This window comes from Atlantibacter sp. RC6 (genome assembly GCF_014193285.1).
Lineage (GTDB): Bacteria > Pseudomonadota > Gammaproteobacteria > Enterobacterales > Enterobacteriaceae > Atlantibacter.
This window is the reverse complement of sequence record NZ_JACHZE010000001.1, coordinates 758,826-782,024: the sequence shown is the minus strand read 5'-3', so window position 1 is coordinate 782,024 and position 23,199 is coordinate 758,826. Positions and strand designations below refer to the sequence as shown.

General features: G+C 57.5%; 22 protein-coding genes. 14 read left to right on the top strand and 8 right to left on the bottom strand.

Annotation, left to right across the window (positions count from 1 at the left end; translation table 11 throughout):
* The first annotated feature begins 56 nt into the window (after window positions 1–56).
* Complete coding sequence (gene dusC, locus FHW74_RS03780) at window positions 57–1,013, top strand: tRNA dihydrouridine(16) synthase DusC (RefSeq protein WP_183169213.1); 957 nt, start codon at window positions 57–59, stop codon at window positions 1,011–1,013.
* 9 nt (window positions 1,014–1,022) lie between these two features.
* On the opposite strand, the gene yohP is transcribed toward dusC, so the two are convergent.
* Window positions 1,023–1,106 (bottom strand): small membrane protein YohP, encoded by an 84-nt coding sequence (gene yohP, locus FHW74_RS03775; RefSeq protein ID WP_085949451.1) that lies wholly within the window; start codon window positions 1,104–1,106, stop codon window positions 1,023–1,025.
* A 174-nt stretch (window positions 1,107–1,280) separates the two neighbouring features.
* Here yohP and FHW74_RS03770 point away from each other — a divergent pair, with 174 nt between their 5' ends.
* Window positions 1,281–2,048: an SDR family oxidoreductase gene (locus tag FHW74_RS03770; RefSeq protein WP_183169212.1), complete on the top strand. Its 768-nt coding sequence runs from the start codon at window positions 1,281–1,283 to the stop codon at window positions 2,046–2,048.
* Here the strand turns inward: FHW74_RS03770 and FHW74_RS03765 are convergent.
* Entirely contained in the window at window positions 2,039–2,611 is a 573-nt protein-coding gene (locus FHW74_RS03765) for a DedA family protein (RefSeq protein WP_183169441.1), read from the bottom strand. The two genes, FHW74_RS03770 and FHW74_RS03765, sit on opposite strands and share 10 nt — an antisense overlap.
* A 202-nt stretch (window positions 2,612–2,813) precedes the next feature.
* Between FHW74_RS03765 and FHW74_RS03760 the strand changes: the two genes are divergently transcribed.
* Window positions 2,814–3,401: a Yip1 family protein gene (locus tag FHW74_RS03760; RefSeq protein ID WP_125291647.1), complete on the top strand. Its 588-nt coding sequence runs from the start codon at window positions 2,814–2,816 to the stop codon at window positions 3,399–3,401.
* A gap of 173 nt (window positions 3,402–3,574) precedes the next feature.
* Window positions 3,575–4,519 carry a D-alanyl-D-alanine endopeptidase gene (pbpG, locus tag FHW74_RS03755; protein ID WP_183169211.1) on the top strand — a complete coding sequence of 315 codons (945 nt, stop codon included), beginning with the start codon at window positions 3,575–3,577 and terminating at the stop codon, window positions 4,517–4,519.
* Here the strand turns inward: pbpG and FHW74_RS03750 are convergent, their stop codons facing one another.
* The gene (locus FHW74_RS03750; protein WP_183169210.1) at window positions 4,520–5,074 is read right to left on the bottom strand and encodes a GNAT family N-acetyltransferase; all 555 of its coding nucleotides are present in this window, start codon (window positions 5,072–5,074) and stop codon (window positions 4,520–4,522) included.
* A gap of 107 nt (window positions 5,075–5,181) precedes the next feature.
* Entirely contained in the window at window positions 5,182–6,927 is a 1,746-nt protein-coding gene (gene dld / locus FHW74_RS03745) for a D-lactate dehydrogenase (protein ID WP_183169209.1), read from the bottom strand.
* A gap of 199 nt (window positions 6,928–7,126) precedes the next feature.
* Between dld and bglX the strand changes: the two genes are divergently transcribed.
* The 5 genes from bglX (at window position 7,127) to FHW74_RS03720 (ending at window position 13,306) form a co-directional block, all read left to right on the top strand.
* Complete coding sequence (gene bglX / locus FHW74_RS03740) at window positions 7,127–9,424, top strand: beta-glucosidase BglX (protein WP_183169208.1); 2,298 nt, start codon at window positions 7,127–7,129, stop codon at window positions 9,422–9,424.
* Window positions 9,425–9,566: 142 nt separating this feature from the next.
* Window positions 9,567–10,475 (top strand): ABC transporter substrate-binding protein, encoded by a 909-nt coding sequence (locus FHW74_RS03735; protein WP_183169207.1) that lies wholly within the window; start codon window positions 9,567–9,569, stop codon window positions 10,473–10,475.
* A gap of 24 nt (window positions 10,476–10,499) precedes the next feature.
* Complete coding sequence (locus FHW74_RS03730) at window positions 10,500–11,663, top strand: ABC transporter permease (protein ID WP_304488617.1); 1,164 nt, start codon at window positions 10,500–10,502, stop codon at window positions 11,661–11,663.
* Window positions 11,650–12,591, top strand: a complete 942-nt coding sequence (locus FHW74_RS03725; RefSeq protein ID WP_183169206.1) for an ABC transporter ATP-binding protein — start codon at window positions 11,650–11,652, stop codon at window positions 12,589–12,591. The genes FHW74_RS03730 and FHW74_RS03725 overlap by 14 nt, the downstream gene beginning before the upstream one ends.
* Window positions 12,575–13,306 (top strand): ABC transporter permease, encoded by a 732-nt coding sequence (locus FHW74_RS03720; RefSeq protein WP_183169205.1) that lies wholly within the window; start codon window positions 12,575–12,577, stop codon window positions 13,304–13,306. Before FHW74_RS03725 ends, FHW74_RS03720 begins: the two co-directional genes overlap by 17 nt.
* Here the strand turns inward: FHW74_RS03720 and FHW74_RS03715 are convergent.
* From FHW74_RS03715 to metG, 3 genes are all read right to left on the bottom strand, one after another.
* Window positions 13,284–13,394 carry a protein YohO gene (locus tag FHW74_RS03715; protein WP_125291656.1) on the bottom strand — a complete coding sequence of 37 codons (111 nt, stop codon included), beginning with the start codon at window positions 13,392–13,394 and terminating at the stop codon, window positions 13,284–13,286. The two genes, FHW74_RS03720 and FHW74_RS03715, sit on opposite strands and share 23 nt — an antisense overlap.
* A 78-nt stretch (window positions 13,395–13,472) precedes the next feature.
* Window positions 13,473–14,216 carry a MerR family transcriptional regulator gene (locus FHW74_RS03710; protein ID WP_183169204.1) on the bottom strand — a complete coding sequence of 248 codons (744 nt, stop codon included), beginning with the start codon at window positions 14,214–14,216 and terminating at the stop codon, window positions 13,473–13,475.
* Window positions 14,217–14,379: 163 nt separating this feature from the next.
* Complete coding sequence (gene metG / locus FHW74_RS03705) at window positions 14,380–16,410, bottom strand: methionine--tRNA ligase (protein WP_183169203.1); 2,031 nt, start codon at window positions 16,408–16,410, stop codon at window positions 14,380–14,382.
* Between the two features lie 155 nt (window positions 16,411–16,565).
* Here metG and apbC point away from each other — a divergent pair, with 155 nt between their 5' ends.
* Window positions 16,566–17,675, top strand: coding sequence for an iron-sulfur cluster carrier protein ApbC (gene apbC, locus FHW74_RS03700; protein ID WP_183169202.1), 1,110 nt, complete (start codon window positions 16,566–16,568; stop codon window positions 17,673–17,675).
* Between the two features lie 5 nt (window positions 17,676–17,680).
* Here the strand turns inward: apbC and FHW74_RS03695 are convergent, their stop codons facing one another.
* A complete protein-coding gene (locus FHW74_RS03695; protein WP_183169201.1) occupies window positions 17,681–18,178 on the bottom strand; it encodes a GNAT family N-acetyltransferase in 498 nt (165 codons plus the stop codon).
* A 60-nt stretch (window positions 18,179–18,238) separates the two neighbouring features.
* Between FHW74_RS03695 and FHW74_RS03690 the strand changes: the two genes are divergently transcribed.
* The 4 genes from FHW74_RS03690 (at window position 18,239) to FHW74_RS03675 (ending at window position 23,101) form a co-directional block, all read left to right on the top strand.
* Window positions 18,239–19,927 (top strand): sensor histidine kinase, encoded by a 1,689-nt coding sequence (locus tag FHW74_RS03690; protein ID WP_183169200.1) that lies wholly within the window; start codon window positions 18,239–18,241, stop codon window positions 19,925–19,927.
* Window positions 19,921–20,640: a two-component system response regulator BtsR gene (gene btsR, locus FHW74_RS03685; RefSeq protein WP_183169199.1), complete on the top strand. Its 720-nt coding sequence runs from the start codon at window positions 19,921–19,923 to the stop codon at window positions 20,638–20,640. Before FHW74_RS03690 ends, btsR begins: the two co-directional genes overlap by 7 nt.
* A 75-nt stretch (window positions 20,641–20,715) precedes the next feature.
* Window positions 20,716–21,189: a DUF1456 family protein gene (locus FHW74_RS03680; RefSeq protein WP_183169439.1), complete on the top strand. Its 474-nt coding sequence runs from the start codon at window positions 20,716–20,718 to the stop codon at window positions 21,187–21,189.
* Between the two features lie 112 nt (window positions 21,190–21,301).
* Entirely contained in the window at window positions 21,302–23,101 is a 1,800-nt protein-coding gene (locus FHW74_RS03675) for a carbon starvation protein A (RefSeq protein WP_183169198.1), read from the top strand.
* The last annotated feature ends 98 nt before the right edge of the window (window positions 23,102–23,199 follow it).

Genomic DNA, 23,199 nt, shown 5'->3' with positions numbered 1-23,199 from the left:
TTTCCAGAAAGCCCGCCAGGCGCTACCATAGCGCCTCTTTTTTACTGAGGTCGGCTATGCGTGTGTTACTGGCGCCAATGGAAGGCGTACTGGACTCTCTGGTGCGTGAACTGTTAACGGACGTGAACGATTACGATCTGTGCGTCACGGAATTTCTGCGCGTGGTGGATAGCCTGCTGCCTGCTAAATCCTTCTATAAGCTCTGCCCGGAATTGCACCATCAGAGCCGTACTCCGTCGGGCACGCGGGTGCGCATCCAGCTTCTGGGGCAGCACCCCGAGTGGCTGGCGGAAAACGCCGCGCGCGCGGTGGAGCTCGGCTCCTGGGGCGTTGACCTTAACTGCGGTTGCCCATCGAAGCTGGTTAACGGCAGCGGCGGCGGGGCGACGTTGCTTAAAGATCCTGATCTGATTTATCGCGGCGCAAAGGCGATGCGCGAAGCGGTCCCGGCTGAGTTGCCGGTGACGGTGAAAGTGCGCCTCGGCTGGGACAGCGACGCCCGCCAGTTTGAAATCGCCGATGCGGTGCAGCAGGCTGGCGCCACCGAGCTGGTGGTGCATGGCCGCACCAAAGAGGATGGCTATAAAGCCGAGCGTATCAACTGGGCGGCGATTGGCGAAATCCGCAAGCGCCTGGCGATCCCGGTGATCGCTAACGGTGAAATCTGGGACTGGCAGAGCGGCCAGGCCTGTCTCCAGGCGACCGGTTGTGACGCGGTAATGGTCGGGCGCGGGGCGCTCAATGTGCCGAATTTAAGCCGGGTGGTGAAATACAATGAAGCGCCGATGCCCTGGCACGAGGTGGTGGAATTGCTGCAAAGGTATACGCAACTGGAGAAGCAGGGCGATACCGGGATGTATCACGTAGCGCGCATTAAGCAGTGGTTGGGGTACTTACGCAAGGCCTATCCACAGGCCACTGAACTCTTTACTACCATCCGTACCTTAACGGACTCGCCATCGATTGCCAGGGCGATTGACGGGTACGCCCACAGGGCGTACCACGCGCGATAACGCGGCGATTTAGAAAATCGCTTTAAACACACCCGTAACCACCAACAGCCCAATCAAAAAGATAATCAAAACGGCCCATAGAATAATTTTCATCGCTTTCCCTCTGTTTATTCATCAGTACATTCGTAACTGAGTATAGGAAAGATTGAGAAAGTGGCGAGGCGGATCCCCGCTTCGCCAATGCAAACCGGCCTTTACCCTTGCTTACGCTGCTCGCTCGTTCCTTTTCTATACTTACCCTTTGTTCGTATCCAGAGAGGACGATCTATGACCCAACGAGTGGCAATCGTGACGGCTTCCGATTCCGGCATCGGCAAGAAATGCGCGGAATTACTGGCGCAGCAAGGTTTCGACATCGGTATTACCTGGCATAGCGACGACAGAGGGGCCAAAGAGACCGCCGAACTGGTGCGCGGGTTTGGCCGCAAAGCGGAAATCATCCAGCTGGACCTGGGTAATCTGCCTGACGGCGCGAACGCGATACAAGCGCTGATCGACCGCTTCGGGCGCATCGACGTGCTGGTGAATAACGCCGGGGCAATGTCAAAAGCGGCGTTTCTGGATATGCCGTTTGAGGACTGGCGCAACGTCTTCACGGTGGATGTGGACGGGGCATTTTTATGCTCGCAAATCGCCGCGCGCGCAATGGTGAAGCAGGGCGAGGGCGGGCGCATCGTCAATATCACCTCGGTTCACGAGCATACGCCCTTGCCGGAAGCCAGCGCCTACACCGCGGCTAAACACGCACTCGGCGGCCTGACGAAATCGATGGCGCTGGAGCTGGTGAGCCACGGGATCCTGGTGAACGCCGTCGCGCCGGGCGCTATCGCCACGCCGATGAACGATATGGACGAAGGGGATGTAAAACCCGGATCGCTGCCCACGGTGCCGCTGGCGCGCCCGGGCAGAACCGAAGAGATCGCAAGCCTCGTCGCGTGGCTGTGTTCTGAGCAGGCGGCCTATGCAACCGGCCAGTCGTTTATCGTCGACGGCGGCTTTATGCTTGCCAACCCGCAGTTTAAGCCTCAGGAGTGAGGTTTCTTGCGCTGACGGCGTTTAAAGCCGTAGCGCAGCAACGCCACGCATCCCACGGCCAGCGCCAGCCAAATCCAGTGTTTCAGGTGCTGGTCGAGGGAGTGCAGCCACGGCGCAATCACTTCGCCCCCTACGTAGCCCAGCGTGGTAAACAGCGCCGCCCAGACCAGCGCGCCGAGAATATTCAGCGGCAGAAACACCTTCGGTGGGATGTGGCTGGCGCCGATCAGCAGCGGCCCGATAATGCGAAACCCGTACATAAACCGGCAGCCGGGCACAAACAGCAGCGGATGGCGGGCGATTAACTTCTGCGCCGAGGCGATTTTATCCTGATGCTTGCTAAAGCGTTGCAAAATCCCGTTGCCATAGCGCCGCCCCAGTAAGTAAAGCAACTGGTCGCCAATCATCCCGCCCAGCGCGACCACCAGTACCACCAGCGGAAACGACAGCAAACCCTGATGCGCTGACACGCCGCCCAGCAGGGTGATGGTTTCACCCTCCGCCATGCTGCCTACCAGCAGCGCGGCATAGCCATATTGCGAAATGAGTGCTGAAACATCCATCGCGAGTCTGTTCACTCCATGTTATTCATTGCATTAAGAATACACCGCGCCGCCGCGTTCGCCTCGTCCGGAGCGGATTTTCACGGGGTTCGCTAAATCGTGCTGTTCAATAATTAATCATCCGACCTGCGTTATACTTACAGCATCCTTCCGGGAGCCAGCGTCGCCGCTGGCGTGAGCGTATTACCAAACAGGGGGCGTTATGAACCATGTCTGGGGGCTTTTTTCCCATCCTTATCGTGAAATGCAGGTTATTAAGGGCGAAAACGAAACCGTTTCGCATCATTACACCCACCACGTGCTGATCATGGCGGCCATTCCGGTGATTTGCGCGTTTATCGGCACCACCCAAATCGGCTGGGATTTTGACGACGGCAACGTGGTGAAACTGTCGCTGTTTACTGGCTTCGCGCTGGCGATCCTGTTTTATGGCCTGATGCTGGCGGGCGTGGCGGTTATGGGCCGCGTGATCTGGTGGATGGCGCGCAACTATCCGCAACGCCCTTCATTAACCAACTGTATGGTGTTTGCCGGCTACGTGGCGACCCCGCTCTTTTTGAGTGGTATCGTCGCGTTGTATCCCATCGTCTGGCTGTGCGCGCTGGTGGGCACACTGGCGCTGTTTTATACCGGCTATCTGCTGTACGTCGGCGTTCCGGCGTTTCTCAACATCAATCGCGAAGAGGGGCTCAGCTTCTCCAGCTCGACGCTCGCCATTGGTGTATTAGTGCTGGAAGTGCTGCTGGCGTTGACCGTTATCTTGTGGGGTTACGGATATCGTCTATTCTGATGAAGGTGCATTGCCGGTTAAATCTAGTGCAATGTACTCTTAAATCACGATTCTCCTGTAGCGATAAAGCTGGACGCCGGAGTATCATCCCGGCGCCAGCTTCCAAATATTCATTGAGTGTATGGAAGCGGTGTGCGTCACAACGTGCGTGAATAATTTTCTGAAGTAAAACCATGCCGACTACAATCCGTCATTCACTCCTGAGCCTTGCGCTCATGCTGGCAGTACCCTTTGCGCCCGTGACCGTCGCGGCGAAAACAGCGGTTGCCCAGACTGCCGCCCAACCGGAAATTGCCTCCGGTAGCGCCATGATCGTCGACCTGCAAACCAATAAGGTACTTTATTCCAGCCACCCCAATCTGGTGCGTCCTATTGCGTCTATCACCAAAGTGATGACCGCGATGGTGGTGCTGGATGCGCATTTACCGCTGGATGAGATCCTTAAAGTCGACATCAGCCAGACGCCGGAAATGAAAGGTGTTTATTCACGGGTGCGGCTGAACAGTGAAATTAGCCGTAAAAATATGCTGCTGCTGGCGCTGATGTCTTCGGAAAACCGCGCGGCGGCCAGCCTGGCGCACCATTATCCCGGTGGTTACAACGCGTTTATCCGCGCGATGAACGCCAAAGCGAAATCCCTTGGCATGACCCATACCCGTTTTGTTGAACCGACCGGGCTGTCGATTAAAAACGTCTCCACCGCCGAAGATCTGACCAAACTGCTGATCGCCACCAAACAGTATCCGCTGATTGGCCAGCTCAGCACCACCCGCGAAGATATGGCGACGTTCGCCAAACCGGCCTATACGCTGCCGTTTCGCAATACCAACCATCTGGTCTACCGCGATAACTGGAACATTCAGCTGACCAAAACCGGCTTTACCAACGCGGCGGGCCACTGCCTGGTGATGCGCACCGTGATCAATAACCGTCCGGTGGCGTTGGTAGTGATGGATGCCTTTGGCAAATACACTCATTTTGCCGACGCCAGCCGCCTGCGTACCTGGATGGAAACCGGTAAAGCGACGCCGGTTCCGGCCTCCGCGCTGAGCTATAAACGGCAAAAAGCGGCACAAATGGCCGCGAACAGTACTGCCAACGATGCACAAAACGATTAATTAATTCGGCAGCGCCCAATCGCCCTGGTTGAGCGGGCGCTGCATAATCAACGTGTCCCGCCAGTTACCCAGCTTATAGCCCACGCTACGCAATTGACCCACCACCTCAAATCCTTGCTGCCGGTGCAGGCGCTGGGAACCGGGGTTGTTTTCTCCATCGCCGATAATGGCGATCATCTGGCGCCACGGTCCTTGTTCGCAGCGGGCAATCAGCGCCGCCAGCAGTGCCCGGCCAATACCACGCCCGGTCATACTGGCATCAACGTAGATCGACTCTTCAACGGTGTAGCGGTAAGCGGGACGGGAGCGGTAGGGCGCGGCGTAACAGTATCCCACTACAATGCCGTGCCATTCCGCCACCAGCCACGGATAGCCTTTTTCGCTGAGATGGGCGATGCGTTGCGCCATCTCTTCGGCATCCGGCGGAATTTCTTCAAACGAGGCGCGGCCATGCTGAACATGCCAGGCATAAATGGCGGCGATAAGCGCGGTATCATCAGGCTGGACGTCACGGACAGCTATAGCAGGGACAGGAACCACTTCGACTGCTGACATTTTCCATTCCTCAGGGCTGGTTCAGGCCAACGCGATGCTGGCCTTATTGCTACTCTAATCGGAATTTTCTTAGCCTAAAAGATATTCGCTTTTTTTTAACCAGAATTTTACAACTTAGCCTGGTCGTGAACGCTTTCGCTAACCGGTTCCGCCCAATTTTTCAGCTTAGTTGTCTTGCCAATGCCGGGGTTCATGCTGTTTGTCGGGTCATTTTGCTTATAAAAGCGTTTTAATTGCGTTGGCGCTTCATATAAATGCCCCACGTTGTGCTCCGCCGGGTACTGCGCCCCGCGCGCCCGCAGCAATTCCAGCATCTCCTCCTTCAGCGCGTGGGCATCCACGCCTTTTTTAACGATGTAATCCTGATGGAACACATAGCAGAAGAAATGGCCGTAATAGAGCTTGTGCACCAGCTTGCTGTCGATTTCAGCAGGCAGGGTTTCGAACCACTCGGTGTCGTTGCGGCGCAGCGCGATATCTAACGCCAGGATATCTTCCACCTCGTCGGAATGTACCGCCTGATAGCGGATTGCCGCCCCCGCCGCCGCAAAGCGGTGCAAAAAGGCCTTGCTGCCTTCTTCCGGGGTACAGGCGAAAAACGCGCCTTCCGCCTCGTTGAAGAAGTGGGTCAGCCAGCTACGCGCCTCTTCAATGCCATCGCCCGCCATTTTCAACAGCAGATGATGCTCATACTTATCGCGCCACTGTTTCATGCGCGGCGGCAAATGGTTGGGGAAGATGTTGCCCAGCTTCTGCATCGCCCGGTCGGTAAAGTGCGGTTTAAATACGCTGGCTTTTTCCAGCAGCGCGTCGGTGCGGCCTTTAAGGGTAAAGAAAAACGGCATTTTGTCGGTGCCGAGTTTGTCGATCATTAAAAACGTGTCTTTACCGTAGCGCTCGGCGATATCGTAAATATCGCGATGCATGTATTCGCCCGCTACCGGCAGGTTTTCAAAATTGGCCAGCATATGGCGGCGAATTTCCGTCAGCACCGCCGCGTCGTTAGTGCCGATATAAAACACCTGCTGATTTTTTTGCGCCGGGAAGGTGTCGAGACGCACCGCGAACACCGCCAGTTTGCCCGCGCAGCCAGAGGCTTCAAACAGCCGGTCTGGATCGGCGTTATAGCGCGCCGGGGAATCGGCGTTGATATCGCGCACCCGGCTGATGTAATCACTGTCTGAGGCGTTTCGGCCATCGTGGCGCACGTCCTCCGGTTTCAGACGCTCATCATCCAGCTTGCCGAGGATCTGCTCTGGCGTTTGCCCCAAATCGATGCCCAGATGGTTCACCAGCGTCAGCTTACCGTCCTCGTTGATGCGCGCGTACAGCGCCATCTCGGTATAGGCCGGGCCGCGTTGAATCAGCGCGCCGCCTGAATTATTACAAATGCCGCCCACCACCGATGCGCCGATGCACGACGAGCCGATCACCGAATGCGGTTCGCGGCCCAGCGGTTTGAGCGCTTTCTCCAGGGTATAGAGCGTGGTGCCAGGGAACGCCAGCACCTGCTCGCCGTTATCAATCAGCTGAAGTTTATCCAGCCGCAGGGTGCTGATAATCACGATCTGGCGGTCATAATCGTTGCCGTTTGGCGTAGAGCCTTCTGTCAGGCCGGTATTGGCGGCCTGCATTAAAATAATTTTATCGGCGTTCACACAGGCTTGCAGCACGCGCCACAGTTCCAGCAGCGAACCGGGGAACACCACGGCCAGCGCGTCGCCCTGGCCTGAGCGAAAGCCCTTGCGATAGCGGGCGGTTTTCGCGGGATCGGTCAGCAGGTGGCTAGCGCCAACCAGCCGGGTGAGTTCAGCAATAAAGCCTGAATTATCGTTATGCGAGGTGAGGGACATGCTCCACTCCTTGTGGTATGACAAATAGTGACGGTGTTAATCATAGCTGCGCCTTTGCGAGAAAACTCGGAAAGTGCCGAAAAATCAGAGCGCAAACACATTGCGCCTCTTCTTACCGATTTATCCCTGTGGCACACTGCACACCAAATCTGCATGGGCGGCTATGCTTATTAGCCGCATGACTGAGAGAGTAAATGGCATGAAATGGCTTTGTTCTGTAGGGATGGCAGTCAGCCTCGCGCTGCAACCTGCTTATGCTTCATCGACCTTTGGCGAACACCCGTTAACCCCTGAGGCGCGGGATGCGTTTGTCACCGATCTGCTCAAACAAATGACCGTGGATGAAAAGATCGGTCAGCTGCGGTTAATCAGCGTGGGGCCTGATAATCCCAAAGAAGCGATCCGCGACATGATCCAGAAAAGCCAGGTGGGTGCCATTTTTAACACCGTCACCCGCCAGGATATTCGCGCCATGCAGGATCAGGTGATGGAACTGAGCCGCCTGAAAATCCCGTTATTCTTCGCCTATGACGTGCTGCACGGCCAGCGCACCGTTTTCCCGATAAGCCTCGGGCTGGCGTCCTCGTTTAATCTTGAGGCGGTAAAAACCGTGGGCCGGATTTCCGCGTATGAAGCCGCGGACGACGGGCTGAATATGACCTGGGCGCCGATGGTGGATGTCTCGCGCGATCCGCGCTGGGGCCGGGTATCGGAAGGCTTCGGGGAAGATACGTATTTAACCTCCATCATGGGTAAAACCATGGTAGAAGCGATGCAGGGCAAAAGCCCGGCGGATCGCTACTCGGTGATGACCAGCGTCAAACACTTTGCCGCCTACGGCGCAGTGGAAGGCGGCAAAGAGTACAACACCGTGGATATGAGCCCGCAGCGCCTGTTTAACGACTACATGCCGCCGTACAAAGCGGCGCTTGACGCGGGCAGCGGTGGGGTGATGGTGGCGCTCAACTCGCTGAACGGTACTCCGGCGTCCTCAGACAGCTGGCTGCTGAAAGATCTGCTGCGCGATGAGTGGGGCTTTAAGGGCATCACTATTTCCGACCATGGCGCGATCAAAGAGCTGATTAAACACGGTACCGCGGCGGACCCGAAAGACGCGGTGCGCGTGGCGCTGAAGTCCGGCATCAACATGAGCATGAGCGACGAATACTACAGTAAGTACCTGCCGGAGCTGGTGAAAAGCGGCGAGGTCACCATGGAAGAGCTGGACGACGCGACCCGCCACGTGCTGAACGTCAAATACGATATGGGCCTGTTTAACGACCCGTACAGCCACTTAGGCGCGAAAGAAAGCGACCCGCAGGACACCAATGCCGAAAGCCGCCTGCATCGTCAGGAGGCGCGTGAAGTGGCCCGCGAAAGTATGGTGCTGCTGAAAAACCGTCTCGATACGCTGCCGCTGAAAAAATCCGGCACGATTGCGCTGATCGGCCCGCTGGCGGACAGCCAGCGCGACGTGATGGGCAGTTGGTCGGCGGCGGGCGTGGTGAAACAATCCGTCACCCTGATGAGTGGCATCAAGAGCGCCGTGGGTGACAACGCCAAAATCCTTTACGCCAAAGGGGCCAACCTGACTAACGATAAAGGCATTATCCAGTTCCTGAACCAGTACGAGCAGGGCGTCGCCGTTGATGAGCGTACTCCGCAGGCGATGATTGACGAAGCGGTGCAGACCGCTAAGCAGGCCGACGTGGTGGTGCTGGCGGTGGGTGAGGCCCAGGGCATGGCCCATGAAGCGTCCAGCCGCACCGACCTGACCCTGCCGCAAAGCCAGCGTGACCTGATCGCGGCCCTGAAAGCCACCGGCAAACCGCTGGTACTGGTGCTGATGAACGGTCGTCCGCTGGCGCTGGTGAAAGAAGATCAGCAGGCCGACGCGATTCTGGAAACCTGGTATGCGGGCACCGAGGGGGGCAATGCCATCGCCGATGTGCTGTTTGGCGACTACAACCCGTCGGGCAAACTGCCGATGTCTTTTCCGCGCTCGGTGGGGCAAATCCCGGTGTACTACAGCCATCTGAACACGGGCCGTCCGTACAATCCGGAAAAACCGAACAAATACACCTCGCATTACTTTGATGAAGCTAACGGCCCGCTGTATCCGTTTGGTTATGGGCTGAGCTACACCACCTTTAGCGTATCGGACGTGAAGCTCTCTTCACCGACTCTGGCGCAGAACGGCAGCGTGACCGCCAGCGTGGAGGTGACCAACACCGGCAAACGCGAAGGCGCTACGGTCGTGCAGATGTATCTGCAGGACGTGACCGCCTCCCTGAGCCGCCCGGTAAAAGAGTTGAAAGGGTTTAACAAAATCACCCTGAAACCGGGTGAAACCCAGACCGTCAGCTTCCCGATTGACGTTAATGCGCTGAAGTTCTGGAACCAGAAGCTTAAGTACGTCGCCGAGCCGGGCAAATTCAATGTGTTTATTGGTCTCGACTCCGCCCGAGTGAAGCAGGGCGAGTTTGAATTGCAGTAATTATTCATCGCATAAAAGGCCGGGCAACCGGCCTTTTTACTTGCATCACGTTCTGGTTAATCCTCCATCCATAATGCGCAGCCCCTGATTCTCAACTACGCTTTTTCCTTGAACCCGCGTCTGGGTGTGATGAGGAAAATCAATGAAAACGAAAATCTGGAGTGCGGCAGGCTTACTTTTGTTGGCGACAGGGGCGCAAGCGGCGGAGCCGGTAAAAGTCGGTTCGAAAATCGACACCGAAGGCGCGTTGCTGGGCAATATCATTATTCAGGTGCTGGAAAGCCACGGCGTCAAAACCGTGAATAAAGTGCAGCTCGGCACCACACCGGTGGTGCGTGCCGCGATTACCTCCGGCGAACTGGATATCTATCCGGAGTACACCGGTAACGGCGCGTTTTTCTTTAAAGATGAAAACGATCCCGCGTGGAAAAACGCCAAAGCGGGCTATGAGAAAGTCAAAAAGCTCGATGCCGGGCAAAACAAACTCACCTGGCTGGCGCCTGCTTCGGCAAACAACACCTGGACTATTGCCGTGCGTAAGGATGTGGCTGAAAAGAACAAGCTAACCTCGCTGGCGGATCTCAGCCGCTATCTGAAAGAAAAAGGCGAGTTCAAGCTGGCGGCCTCGGCGGAATTTATTGAGCGCCCGGACGCATTGCCTGCTTTTGAAAAAGCCTACGATTTCAAGCTTAACCAGCCGCAGTTGTTGTCGCTGGCGGGAGGCGATACCGCCGTTACGATCAAAGCCGCTGCGCAGCAAACCTCCGGCGTGAATGCCGCCATGGCCTACGGCACCGATGGCCCGGTTGCCGCGCTGGGTCTGCAAACCCTGACCGATCCGAAAGGCGTACAGCCGGTGTATGCGCCAGCGCCCGTGGTGCGTGACGCGGTGCTGAAGGCCTATCCGCAGATGGCTGAGTGGCTCGACCCGGTGTTCGCTTCACTGGATGAGAAAACCCTTCAGCAGCTGAATGCCTCGATTGCCGTCGAAGGCCTGGATGCGAAAAAAGTCGCTGCTAATTATCTGAAGCAAAAAGGTTTTGTGAAGTAATCACGCCTGGAAAAGGGATGTCTTTTGACAATACGCTGTCATAACCGGGTGATGCTGCTGCTGGCGCTGTTGCTGGCGGCAGCGCTCCTGCTGCCGTTTATTAACTACGCGCCTAACCGTCTGGTTTCAGGCTCGCCGATGAGCGTCCCGGCGCTTTCCCCGCTGGCGCTGTATGGGTTGATCGCCGCCGCGTTACTGCTGTTTATCCTGTCATTCCTCCCCGGACGCGGCGCGCTTATTGCCGGGCTGGTCAGCGCGCAAGGGTTATTTATCTCGCTACTGTTACTGGTGGGCTATGGCGCGACGCATTTGGCCCAGCAGGGCAGTAGCCTGGCGCGCACCTCGCCGGGCAGCGGAGCCTGGCTGATGGCGGCGCTGGCGCTGTTGCTGATAAGCGATACCATCAGCCGTGTGACGCAAAAGCCGCTGTGGCGCTGGCTGCTGTTGGCGCAGCTGTGGATTGTGCCGCTGTGTCTGCTGCTGACCGGTTACTTCAATGACATCTCGCTACTCAAAGAGTACGCCAACCGCCAGGACGTGTTTAACGACGCGTTCAGCCAGCATCTGACACTGCTGCTGGCGACGCTGAGCATCGCTCTGGCTATTGGTATCCCACTGGGCTTGCTGTGCCACCGCTACACCCGCTCGCAGCCTGCGGTGTTTTCCATCCTGAACGTCATACAGACTGTGCCGTCGATTGCCCTGTTCGGGTTGCTGATCGCGCCGCTTGCCGCGCTGGCGGCGCTGTTCCCCTGGCTGGGGCGCATGGGCGTTTCCGGCATCGGGATGGCTCCGGCGTTAATTGCGCTGGTGCTTTACGCGCTGTTGCCGCTGGTGCGCGGCGTGGTGGCGGGCCTCGGCCAGGTACCGGAAAACGTGCTGGAAAGCGCGCGTGGAATGGGCATGACCGATCGCCAGCGCTTCTTTAAAGCTGAGGTGCCGCTGGCGCTGCCGGTGCTGTTACGCAGCCTGAAGGTGGTGGCGGTACAGACCGTGGGTATGGCGGTGATCGCTGCGCTGATTGGCGCAGGCGGATTCGGCGCGCTGGTGTTTCAGGGGCTATTAAGCAGCGCGCTGGACCTGGTATTGCTGGGCGTGATACCGGTGATCGCCATGGCGGTCGCGGTGGATGGGCTCTTTAATCTGCTGATTGCGGCGCTGGAGGCGCAACGACATGATCGAATTTGATGGCGTGAGCAAATATTACCAGGGACGCGCCGCGGTAGAAGATCTCAACCTGAACTTCCGCAAGGGCGCGTTTTCGGTATTGATCGGCACCTCTGGCTCCGGTAAATCCACCACCCTAAAGATGATCAACCGGCTGGTAGAGCACGATCGGGGGCGTATTCGCTTTGCCGGAGAAGAGATCCGCAACTTTTCGCCGCAGGATTTACGGCGGCGTATGGGCTACGCCATTCAGTCTATCGGGCTGTTCCCGCACTGGGACGTGGCGCACAACATCGCCACCGTTCCGCAACTGCTGAAGTGGCCGAAGGCGCGAATTAATCAGCGGGTGGATGAATTGCTGGCGCTGCTTGGTCTCGACCCGGCGCAGTTTCGCCACCGCTATCCGCATCAGCTTTCCGGCGGCCAGCAGCAGCGGGTTGGCGTGGCGCGGGCGCTGGCGGCCGATCCGGAAGTGCTGTTGATGGATGAACCCTTTGGCGCGCTCGATCCGGTAACCCGCGAGGCGCTACAGCAGGAGATGATGCGCATCCATCAACTTCAGGGGCGCACCATTGTTCTGGTCACCCATGATGTGGATGAGGCGCTGCGTCTGGCGGACCATCTGGTGGTGATGGACGGCGGCAAAGTGGTGCAGCAGGGCGCGCCGCTGGCGCTGCTTAGCCAGCCGGAAAACGAGTTTGTGTGCGATTTCTTTGGCCGCAGCGAGCTGGGCGTGCGGCTGCTGTCGATGCGCCAGGTGAAAGATTACCTCACGCCGGGGTATTGCGAAGGCGTGCCGGTTAGTCGGGATACTTCGCTGCGCGAGGCGCTGTCGCTGTTCGTGGAGCGGCGCTGCGACGAACTGCCGGTAGTGGACGCACAGGGTGACCCGTGCGGCGTGATCCGCTTTCACACTCTGCTGGAGGGCGATCGTGCGTCTGCTTCGTGATCCCCTGCTGTGGCTGATCCTGCTTTATGCCGCGCTGCTGGTGGGCCTGCCTTATAGCGCAGGGTTGTTTAGCTGGCTATTTCCCCAATTGCCGCGCCCGCTGTATCAGCAGGAGAGTTTCTGGGCGCTGACGGTGGCGCATTTTTACCTGGTGGGCGTTTCCAGCCTGGTCGCCATCCTGCTCGGCATCGGGTTAGGCATTGTGGTGACGCGCCCGTTCGGGCTGGAATTCCGCGCGCTGGTGGAAACCATCGCGGCGGTGGGCCAGACCTTTCCGCCGGTGGCGGTACTGGCGGTGGCGGTGCCGGTCATTGGCTTCGGCCAGCAGCCCGCGATTATCGCGCTGATTTTGTACGGCTGGCTGCCGGTGTTGCAGGGCACGCTGGCGGGAATCGGCGCGGTGCCGGGCAGCGTCAAAGAGGTGGCGCGCGGCGTTGGGATGAGCGGCTGGCAGACCTTATGGAAAGTTGAGATGCCGCTGGCGGCGCCGGTGATCCTCGCGGGAGTGCGAACCTCGGTGATTATCAATATTGGGACGGCGGCTATCGCCTCGACGGTGGGCGCCAATACCCTTGGCACGCCGGTGATCATCGGCCTGAGCGGTTTTAACACCGCGTATGTGATTCAGGGGGCGATTCTGGTGGCGCTGGCGGCGATTATCGTCGACCGCGCCTTTGAGCGTTTACAGCAGATTATGACCCGGCATGCAGGATAACGGTGTAGCCCGCCAGCATCACGCCGCCGATCCCGCCAATCGCCATCAGTAACATGCCGGTGACAATGGCTATTCTGGTTAATTTCATGGACTGCTCCTTGGTTAACCCGACGATTATACTCGTCTGCGCTCAGGTTGCACCTTTGTTATTTTTTTATTGCGGCCTTCAGAGCGTTTCCGGCGCGTTTAAATCGATGACGGCCCGGCCTTCGCTGCGCCACTGCGCCAGTTGGCTACGCTGTTGAGAGGTCGGGTTATCGCCGCACCACACCAGCAGCGTCTGGCCCTCGAAAATATCCGGACGCAACTGCGCCACCGGATGCGCCAGAATGCTCACCCGCCAGCCCCGTTGGGTGGCGCTCCATCCCGCCAGCCACAGGCGCGTGGTGTCGGTAATATTCCAGCCGATCACCAGCGCGTCTTTGCCGCTTTTTTTGCGCGCCGACGACAGGCACAGGGCGATGTAGTTGATCAGCACGCCATCGAGGATGCTCAGGAGTGTCGCCAGGGCGGCATGCTGGCTTTGCAGGCGATGGCGAAGGGGGATAAACAGTTTGTCGACCAGAGTTTGGGCGGGGTAGTCGCGCCCGGTTTCGCTGACCCAGTTACGTACCCGGTTAATGTTCCCGGCGCGCAGCAGGCGCAAGAGCGTCTCCTGCATTTGATACCATTGGGAGCCCGGATCCTGCGCGTCCGTCAGCAGCAGCGATTTAACCTTACTGACCTGAACGCCGTTATCGATCCACTGCTTGATCTCGCGGATCCGGTCGATATCAGATTCGTTGAATAAGCGGTGCCCGCCATCGGTTCGTTGCGGCTTAACCAGCCCGTATCGCCGCTGCCATGCCCTGAGTGTGACAGGGTTAATATCACACAACTCCGCCACCTCACCGATGGTGTAAAGCGCCATACCACCCTCACTATGAGCGTAAAATTCCACACTTAACTGTAGTCGGTAGCAGGCTAACCAGCCAAAATGTATTGTGTATTTTTGCACATCTATTCGAAAGACGAATCGGCCTGAACGAAAGTGCTTTGATAAAAAAAATGCCCTCGCGAGGAGGGCATCGTGATTATTTGACCTGTTGGCCGGGTTTAGCGCCGTCATCAGGGCTTAACAGGAAGATATCTTTCCCGCCAGGGCCCGCCGCCATTACCATGCCTTCAGAAACGCCAAAGCGCATTTTGCGCGGCGCCAGGTTGGCGACCATCACCGTCAGGCGGCCAATCAGTACCTGCGGATCCGGATACGCGGAGCGGATGCCGGAGAACACGTTGCGTTTCTCGCCGTCCAGATCCAGCGTCAGGCGCAGCAGCTTGTCAGAGCCATCGACGAATTCGGCGTTTTCAATCAGCGCCACGCGCAGATCGACTTTGGCGAAATCATCAAAGCTGATGGTCTCCTGAATCGGGTTCTCCGCCAGTTCACCGGTCGCCGGTGCGGCTGCCGCTTTCACTTCCTCTTTGGATGCCTCAACCAGCGCGTCAACCTGTTTCATCTCGATACGGTTGTACAGAGCTTTAAAGGTGTTCACTTTATGGCCGAGCAGCGGCTGCTGGATAGCGTCCCAGCTCAGCTCCGTGTTCAGGAACGCTTCGGCGCGTTCGCTCAACTGCGGCAGCACCGGCTTCAGCCAGGTCATCAGCACGCGGAACAGGTTGATACCCATAGAGCAGATCGCCTGCAGGTCGGCATCGCGGCCTTCCTGTTTCGCCACCACCCACGGCGCCTGCTCGTCAACGTAGCGGTTGGCCACGTCAGCCATCGCCATGATTTCGCGGATCGCTTTGCCGAACTCACGGCTTTCCCACGCTTCGCCGATACTTTGCGCCGCGTCGGTAAAGGTCTTGTACAGCGCCGGATCGGCCAACTCTGCCGCCAGCACGCCGTCGAAGCGTTTGGCGATAAAGCCCGCGTTGCGGGACGCCAGGTTAACCACTTTGTTAACGATGTCGGCATTCACGCGCTGGACGAAATCTTCCAGGTTCAGGTCGATATCATCGATACGCGAAGAGAGCTTCGCGGTGTAGTAATAGCGCAGGCTGTCAGCGTCGAAATGGTTCAGCCAGGTGCTGGCTTTAATGAAAGTGCCGCGCGATTTAGACATCTTCGCGCCGTTCACCGTGACGTAACCGTGGACAAACAAATTGGTTGGTTTGCGGTAGCCGCTGCCTTCCAGCATTGCCGGCCAGAACAGGCTGTGGAAGTACACGATATCTTTACCGATAAAGTGATACAGCTCGGCGTCGGAGTCTTTTTTCCACCAGTCGTCGAAGTTCAGATCGCCGCGCTTGTCGCACAGGTTTTTGAACGAGCCCATGTAGCCGATCGGCGCATCCAGCCAGACATAAAAGTATTTGCCCGGCGCGTTGGGGATCTCAAAGCCGAAATACGGCGCATCGCGGGAGATATCCCACTGTTGCAGGCCGGATTCAAACCACTCCTGCATTTTGTTTGCCACTTGCTCCTGCAACGCGCCGCTGCGGGTCCACGCCTGGAGCATTTCGCTGAACGACGGCAGGTCGAAGAAGAAGTGTTCGGATTCACGCATCACCGGCGTCGCGCCGGAGACCACCGACTTCGGCTCGATCAGCTCGGTCGGGCTGTAGGTCGCGCCGCACACTTCACAGTTATCACCGTATTGATCCGGCGATTTGCATTTCGGGCAGGTGCCTTTGACAAAACGGTCCGGCAGGAACATGCCTTTTTCCGGATCGTACAGCTGGGAAATCGTGCGGTTCTTAATGAAACCGTTCTCTTTCAGACGGGTATAGATCAGCTCCGACAGTTCGCGGTTTTCGTCGCTGTGCGTGGAGTGATAGTTATCGTAGCTGATGTTAAAGCCAGCAAAATCGGTCTGATGCTCCTGGCTCATCTCACCAATCATCTGTTCCGGCGTGATGCCAAGCTGTTGGGCTTTGAGCATAATCGGCGTGCCGTGGGCATCGTCGGCGCAGATGAAGTTGACGTTGTGGCCGCGCATTCGCTGGTAACGAACCCAGACATCAGCCTGGATATGCTCCAGCATGTGGCCGAGGTGGATCGAGCCATTCGCATAGGGAAGGGCGCAGGTTACCAGTATTTTTTTCGCGACTTGAGTCATAGTGAGAATTACTTCTTCCAGCTAAAAAGGGGGTTTGATATTACCAAATGGGCAATTATTTGGTAACCCAAAAGCGAAGGCTGGGGGAATTATTCCCTTTTTGGTATGCTTAACGTTTCGAACCCTTATCAAAACACAATTACAAAGGAGTCGGGATGAGTCCTCAATCCCAGGCCAAATCTCCGGAAGCTTTGCGAGCCATCGTTGCCGGGACACTGGCGAATTTCCAGCACCCCACCCTGAAACATAACCTCACTGCCCTGAAAGCGCTGCACCACGTGGCGTGGATGGATGATGTCATCCATATCGAACTGCAAATGCCGTTCGCCTGGCAGAGCGCGTTCGAGGAGCTGAAAGAGAGCGCCAGCGCGGATCTGCTGCGCATTACCGGCGCGAAAGCCATCGACTGGAAACTGACTCACCAGATCGCCACCCTGAAGCGTGTAAAAAACCAGGCGGGCATCAATGGCGTGAAAAATATCATCGCCGTGAGCTCCGGCAAGGGCGGGGTGGGTAAATCCTCCACCGCGGTTAACCTGGCGCTGGCGCTGGCCGCCGAAGGGGCGAAAGTGGGTATTCTGGATGCCGACATTTACGGTCCGTCGATCCCGACCATGCTGGGCACCGAACATGAGCGTCCGACTTCGCCGGACGGCACCCATATGGCGCCGATTGTCGCTTACGGGCTTGCCACTAATTCTATCGGCTATCTGGTCACCGACGATAACGCCATGGTGTGGCGCGGCCCGATGGCCAGCAAAGCGCTGATGCAGATGCTGTCCGAAACCTTATGGCCGGAACTGGATTATCTGGTGCTGGACATGCCGCCAGGCACCGGTGACATTCAGCTGACGCTGGCGCAGAACGTGCCGGTGACCGGCGCGGTGGTGGTGACCACGCCGCAGGACATCGCGCTGATCGACGCCAAAAAAGGCATCGTGATGTTCGAGAAAGTGGACGTGCCGGTGCTGGGCATTGTGGAAAACATGAGCATGCACGTGTGCAGCCAGTGCGGCCACCACGAGCCGATTTTCGGCACCGGCGGTGCCGAAAAACTGGCGGTGCAGTACAACACTTCGCTGCTCGGCCAGTTGCCGCTGCACATCACGCTGCGTGAAGACCTCGACCGCGGCCAGCCGACGGTGGTAAGCCGCCCGGACAGCGAATTCACCCAAATCTACCGCCAACTGGCAGGACGCGTTGCGGCGCAGCTCTACTGGCAGGGCGAAGTGATCCCGAGCGAGATTTCGTTCCGCGCGGTGTAAGTGGGTTAAGGCAGACGTGAGTCTGCCTTTTTTTGCTTCCAGTGCATCAAATAATACTCCCCTTCAGGACCCTCGCCCGTTGCCTCTATCTCCCAGCCGTGACGCTGATAAAACGCCACCGCAGGCGCGTTTTTCACCAGGCATTTTAGCGCGCCGGTGCTGGTAAAATTTTCCTGCGCCTTATGCAACAACGCGCTGCCCGCGCCACAGCCCTGGTACTGCGGGTCGATAAACAGGTTATGCAGAAAGTTATCGTTCTCCAGCAGCGAGGCAAACCCAATGCGATGCCCGCCCTGTTCCGCAACCCAGATTGTTTCGCCGAGCGTGGCGGCGTCAAAATCTTCCAGTTGCCACTGGCTGGCATCCAGCCATGGCCAGGCCGCGCGGCGCGCGTGCAGATACAGGGTGCGTAAAAAGGGCCGATCGGTTTCTTGCCACGGGCGGATGATCAGGTCGGATTTTGGGTTTGATTCAGTATTCGTCACTTTTTTGTGTATCTTCATAGAAAGTCTTTTGTGTGCCGGGTATCTTACGCGCTTTCAATCGAAAGCCCGGTGTGGAGTATGTACGAGTTTAACCTGGTGTTGCTGTTGCTCCAGCAAATGTGCGTGTTTTTGGTCATCGCGTGGCTGATGAGCAAAACGCGGCTGTTTATCCCGTTGATGCAAGTCACCGTGCGCCTGCCGCATAAGCTGCTGTGCTACGTCACATTCTCCATTTTCTGCATTCTCGGCACCTATTTCGGTTTACACATTGAAGACTCCATCGCCAATACCCGGGCGATTGGCGCGGTGATGGGCGGTTTACTAGGCGGCCCGGTGGTGGGCGGCCTGGTGGGGTTAACCGGCGGCTTGCACCGCTACTCCATGGGTGGGATGACCGCGTTAAGCTGCATGATTTCCACCATCGTCGAGGGGCTGCTGGGCGGGCTGGTGCACAGCGTATTAATCCGCCGGGGCCGCAGCGATAAACTGTTTAGCCCGCTGACCGCCGGGGCGGTGACCTTCATCGCCGAGCTGGTGCAGATGATGATTATTCTGCTGATCGCCCGGCCTTATCAGGATGCCCTGAAGCTGGTGGAGAGCATCGCCGCGCCGATGATCGTCACCAACACCGTGGGCGCGGCGCTGTTTATGCGCATCCTGCTGGATAAGCGCGCCATGTTTGAAAAATACACCTCGGCGTTTTCCGCCACCGCTCTGAAGGTGGCGGCGTCTACCGAAGGGATATTGCGTCTCGGATTTAACGAAGAGAACAGCGCCAAAGTGGCGCACGTTATCTGGAAAGAGCTGGATATCGGCGCGGTGGCGATCACCGATCGCGAAAAGCTGCTCGCCTTTACCGGCATCGGCGACGATCATCATTTGCCGGGGCGGCCTATTTCTTCTTCTTACACCTGGCGGGCGATTGAGTCCGGCGAGGTGGTGTACGCCGACGGCAATGAAGTGCCGTACCGCTGCTCGCTGCATCCGCACTGCAAGCTGGGGTCAACGCTGGTGATCCCACTGTACGGCGAGAATCACCGGGTGATCGGCACCATCAAACTCTACGAAGCCAAAAATCGCCTGTTCAGCTCGATTAACCGCACGCTGGGGGAGGGGATTGCGCAGCTATTATCGGCGCAAATTCTGGCGGGCCAGTATGAACGGCAAAAAGCGCTGCTGACCCAGTCGGAAATCAAGCTGCTGCATGCCCAGGTCAATCCCCATTTTCTGTTTAACGCCCTGAATACGCTGATGGCGGTGATCCGCCGCGACAGCGAGCAGGCCGGGCAGCTGGTGCAATACCTGTCGACCTTTTTCCGTAAAAACCTCAAGCGCACCTCAGAAATCGTCACCCTTGCCGATGAGATAGAGCACGTTAATGCCTATCTGCAAATCGAGAAGGCGCGCTTTCAGGCGCATTTGCAGGTTACCCTGACGCTGCCCCCTGAACTGGCGCATGTCAGTTTACCGGCATTTACCCTGCAACCCATCGTCGAGAACGCCATTAAACACGGCACGTCCCAGATGATGGAGACCGGGAAAATCCAGCTTAGCGCTCGCCAGCAGGGCGACCGGCTGGTGCTGGAAATTGAAGACAACGCCGGGCTGTATCAACCAAAACCGCAGACGAACGGTTTGGGGATGAGCCTGGTGGAAAAACGGCTGCGCGCCCGGTTTGGGGACGACTGTTCCATGACCATCAGCTGCGAGCCGGACCATTTTACCCGTATAACCCTACAACTACCGATGGTGGATCCTTCATGTTAAAGGTGCTTCTGGTTGATGATGAGCCGCTGGCGCGCGAGAACTTGCGCGTTTTGCTCCAGGAACACAGCGATATCGAGATTGTCGGCGAGTGCGCCAATGCGGTAGAGGGCATCAGCGCGGTACACCGGCTGCGCCCGGACGTGCTGTTTCTCGATATTCAGATGCCGCGTATTTCCGGGCTGGAGATGGTCGGTATGCTCGACCCAAGCCATCGGCCCGGCATCGTGTTTCTTACCGCCTACGACGAGTACGCGGTAAAAGCCTTTGAAGAGCATGCGTTTGATTATCTGCTGAAACCCATCGAGGCCGGGCGGCTGGCGAAAACCCTTGACCGCCTGCGCCAGGAGCGCGCGCCGCAGGATGTGTCGCTGCTCAGCGCCAGCCAGCAGCATTTGAAATTCATCCCGTGCACCGGGCACAGCCGCATCTGGCTGTTGCAAATGGAAGACGTGGCGTTTGTCAGCAGCCGGATGAGCGGGGTGTTCGTTACCAGCGCCCAGGGCCAGGAGGGGTTTACCGAGCTGACGCTACGCACTCTGGAAAGCCGCACACCGCTGCTGCGCTGCCACCGGCAATATCTGGTGAACCTGGCGCACCTGAAAGAGATCCGCCTCGAAGAGAACGGCCAGGCGGAACTGTTGTTGCGCGACGGGCAGACCGTACCGGTCAGCCGTCGCTATCTGAAAAGCCTGAAAGAGGCGCTGGGGTTATAGCGCGTTTTTATCGTCAGTCGGCCAGTGGAAAATGGTACACTGGCCTTTTTCCGCCGTACTAAAGAGAACACGCCAGTGCTGAATAACGATATTTTGCGTAGCCTTCGCTACACCCTGAAAATGAACAATAATGACATCATCTCCACCCTGGCGCTGGCGGATGTGGAAGTGAGCGCCGCTCAGGTGGTGCAGTACACTAAAAAAGAGGAAGACGAAGGCTTTGCGCGCTGCCCGGATCTGATCCTCTCTTCGTTTCTCAACGGCTTGATTTATCTGCGCCGCGGCAAAGACGAAAGCCAGCCGCCGCTCAAAGCCGACCGCAAAATCACCAACAACATCATCCTTAAAAAACTGCGCATTGCTTTTGAATTGAAAACTGACGATATCCTGGCGATCCTCACCGAGCAGAAATTCCGCGTCTCGATGCCGGAAATCACCGCCATGATGCGCGCCCCGGAGCACAAAAACTACCGCGAGTGCGGCGACCAGTTTCTGCGTAATTTCCTTAAAGGGCTGGCAAATCGTTTTAATCCCTCCGCCGCTCAATAGCGGTTTTTGACCGCTCAGATTGCAATACGACCGCTGGAGCAAATCCCACCCGCTTGTGTGACATCGCCATGCCAGGATAGCGCTGAAAATTCTCTTATCTCTGGAGTTGGCTATGTCACACGCACTGACGTTTGTTATTGCGACCCTGTGTATCCTTGCCATTTGCTACCGTCTGTACGGCGTATTTTTTGTCCGTAAAGTGCTGAATGCGGATGACAGCGAGGTTACCCCTTCGCATGTTTATGAGGACGGCAAAGACTACGTCCCGACCAAAAAATGGGTGAACTTCGGCAGCCACTTTGCCGCTATCGCCGCCGCAGGCCCGCTGGTAGGGCCGGTACTGGCTGCCCAGTACGGCTATTTCCCCGGTTTTCTGTGGCTGCTGGTAGGCTGTGTGGTTGGCGGCGCGGTACACGATACCGTGGTGCTGTTCGCCTCCATGAAGCATCAGGGCAAATCCCTGTCTGAAGTGGCGAAATCCGAGCTTGGCCCGGTAGCGGGCTGGTGTACCGGCCTGGCGATGCTGTTCATTATCACCATCACCATGGCGGGTCTCTCCATGGTGGTGGTTCACGCCCTTGAGCGTAACCCGTGGGGCACCTTCGCGGTGTTTATGACCATCCCGGTGGCGATTGGCGTGGGTCTGTGGGAGCGTTTCACCGGCAGCATGCGCGGCGCGACCTGGGTCGGCATTCTGGTGATTTTCGGCTGCGTTATCGCCGGTCCTTACATCCAGGCCTCCGCGTTTGGCGAGTGGCTGAGCCTGAAAGCCTCCACCGTAAGCCTGGTGCTGCCGTTCTACGCATTCTTCGCGACCGCGCTGCCGGTCTGGATGCTGCTGACCCCGCGCGGTTACCTCTCGAGCTTTATGAAAATCGGCGTGTTCGGCGCGCTGGTGATTGGCGTGGTGTTTATCAACCCGGAAATCCAGTTCCCGGCGGTGACGCAATTCATCCACGGTAATGGCCCGGTGCTGGCCGGTCCGGTCTGGCCGTTTATCTCTATCACCATTGCCTGCGGCGCAATTTCTGGTTTCCATGCGTTTATCGGTTCCGGCACCACGCCGAAGCAGATCGACAAATGGAACGATATTCTGCCGGTGGCCTTTGGCGCAATGTGTGCGGAATGCGTGGTGGGCGTCATGGCTCTGATCGCCGCCACCGCGCTGCATCCGGCGGACTACTTCGCCATCAACTCCGCGCCGCAGGTATTTGCCGGTCTGGGTATGGATGTGGTTAACCTGCCGAAACTGAGCGAAGAGATTGGTCTGGATCTGTACGGACGTACCGGCGGGGCAGTGACCCTGGCGGTGGGTATGGCGGACATTTTTACCCGCATTCCGTGGTTCAGCCATCTGGCATCTTATTTCTTCCAGTTTGTGGTGATGTTCGAAGCGGTATTTATCCTCACCGCCGTTGACTCCGGCACCCGCGTGGCGCGCTATTTGTTGCAGGATTTCTTCGGCGATCTGTGGGCCCCGCTGAAACGCACTAACTGGATGCCGGGCGCCATCGGTTGCAGCATCGTGGCCTGTCTGCTGTGGGGTTACCTGCTGAACTCTGGCGATATCAACTCGGTCTGGGCGCTGTTTGGCGTATCTAACCAGCTGATGGCGTCGATTGGCCTGATGATTGGCGCGACCATCATCATGCGGATGTCGAAAAAACGCTGGTATGCGCTGACCTGCCTGGTGCCGCTCTCTTACCTGTACGTCACCGTAAACTACGCGGCGTACTGGATGGTGAAAAACGTCTACTTCAACCCGGCGGCCAAGGGCTTCAACCTCTTCAACGGCACGATTTCCATCATTATGGTGGTGCTGGGGCTGGTGATTATGATCGCCTCGATCCAGCGCTGGATTGTGCTGTGGCGCGCCCGCGCGCAGCCGGAGCCGGTTGAAGCGCTGTCCTGATAATACATTAGCCGTCTTTAATAAAAGCAAAGCCAGGGAAATCATATCACCCTGGCTTTTTTGCAAGGTTCATAGGATGGATTAAACATCGGGAGAAA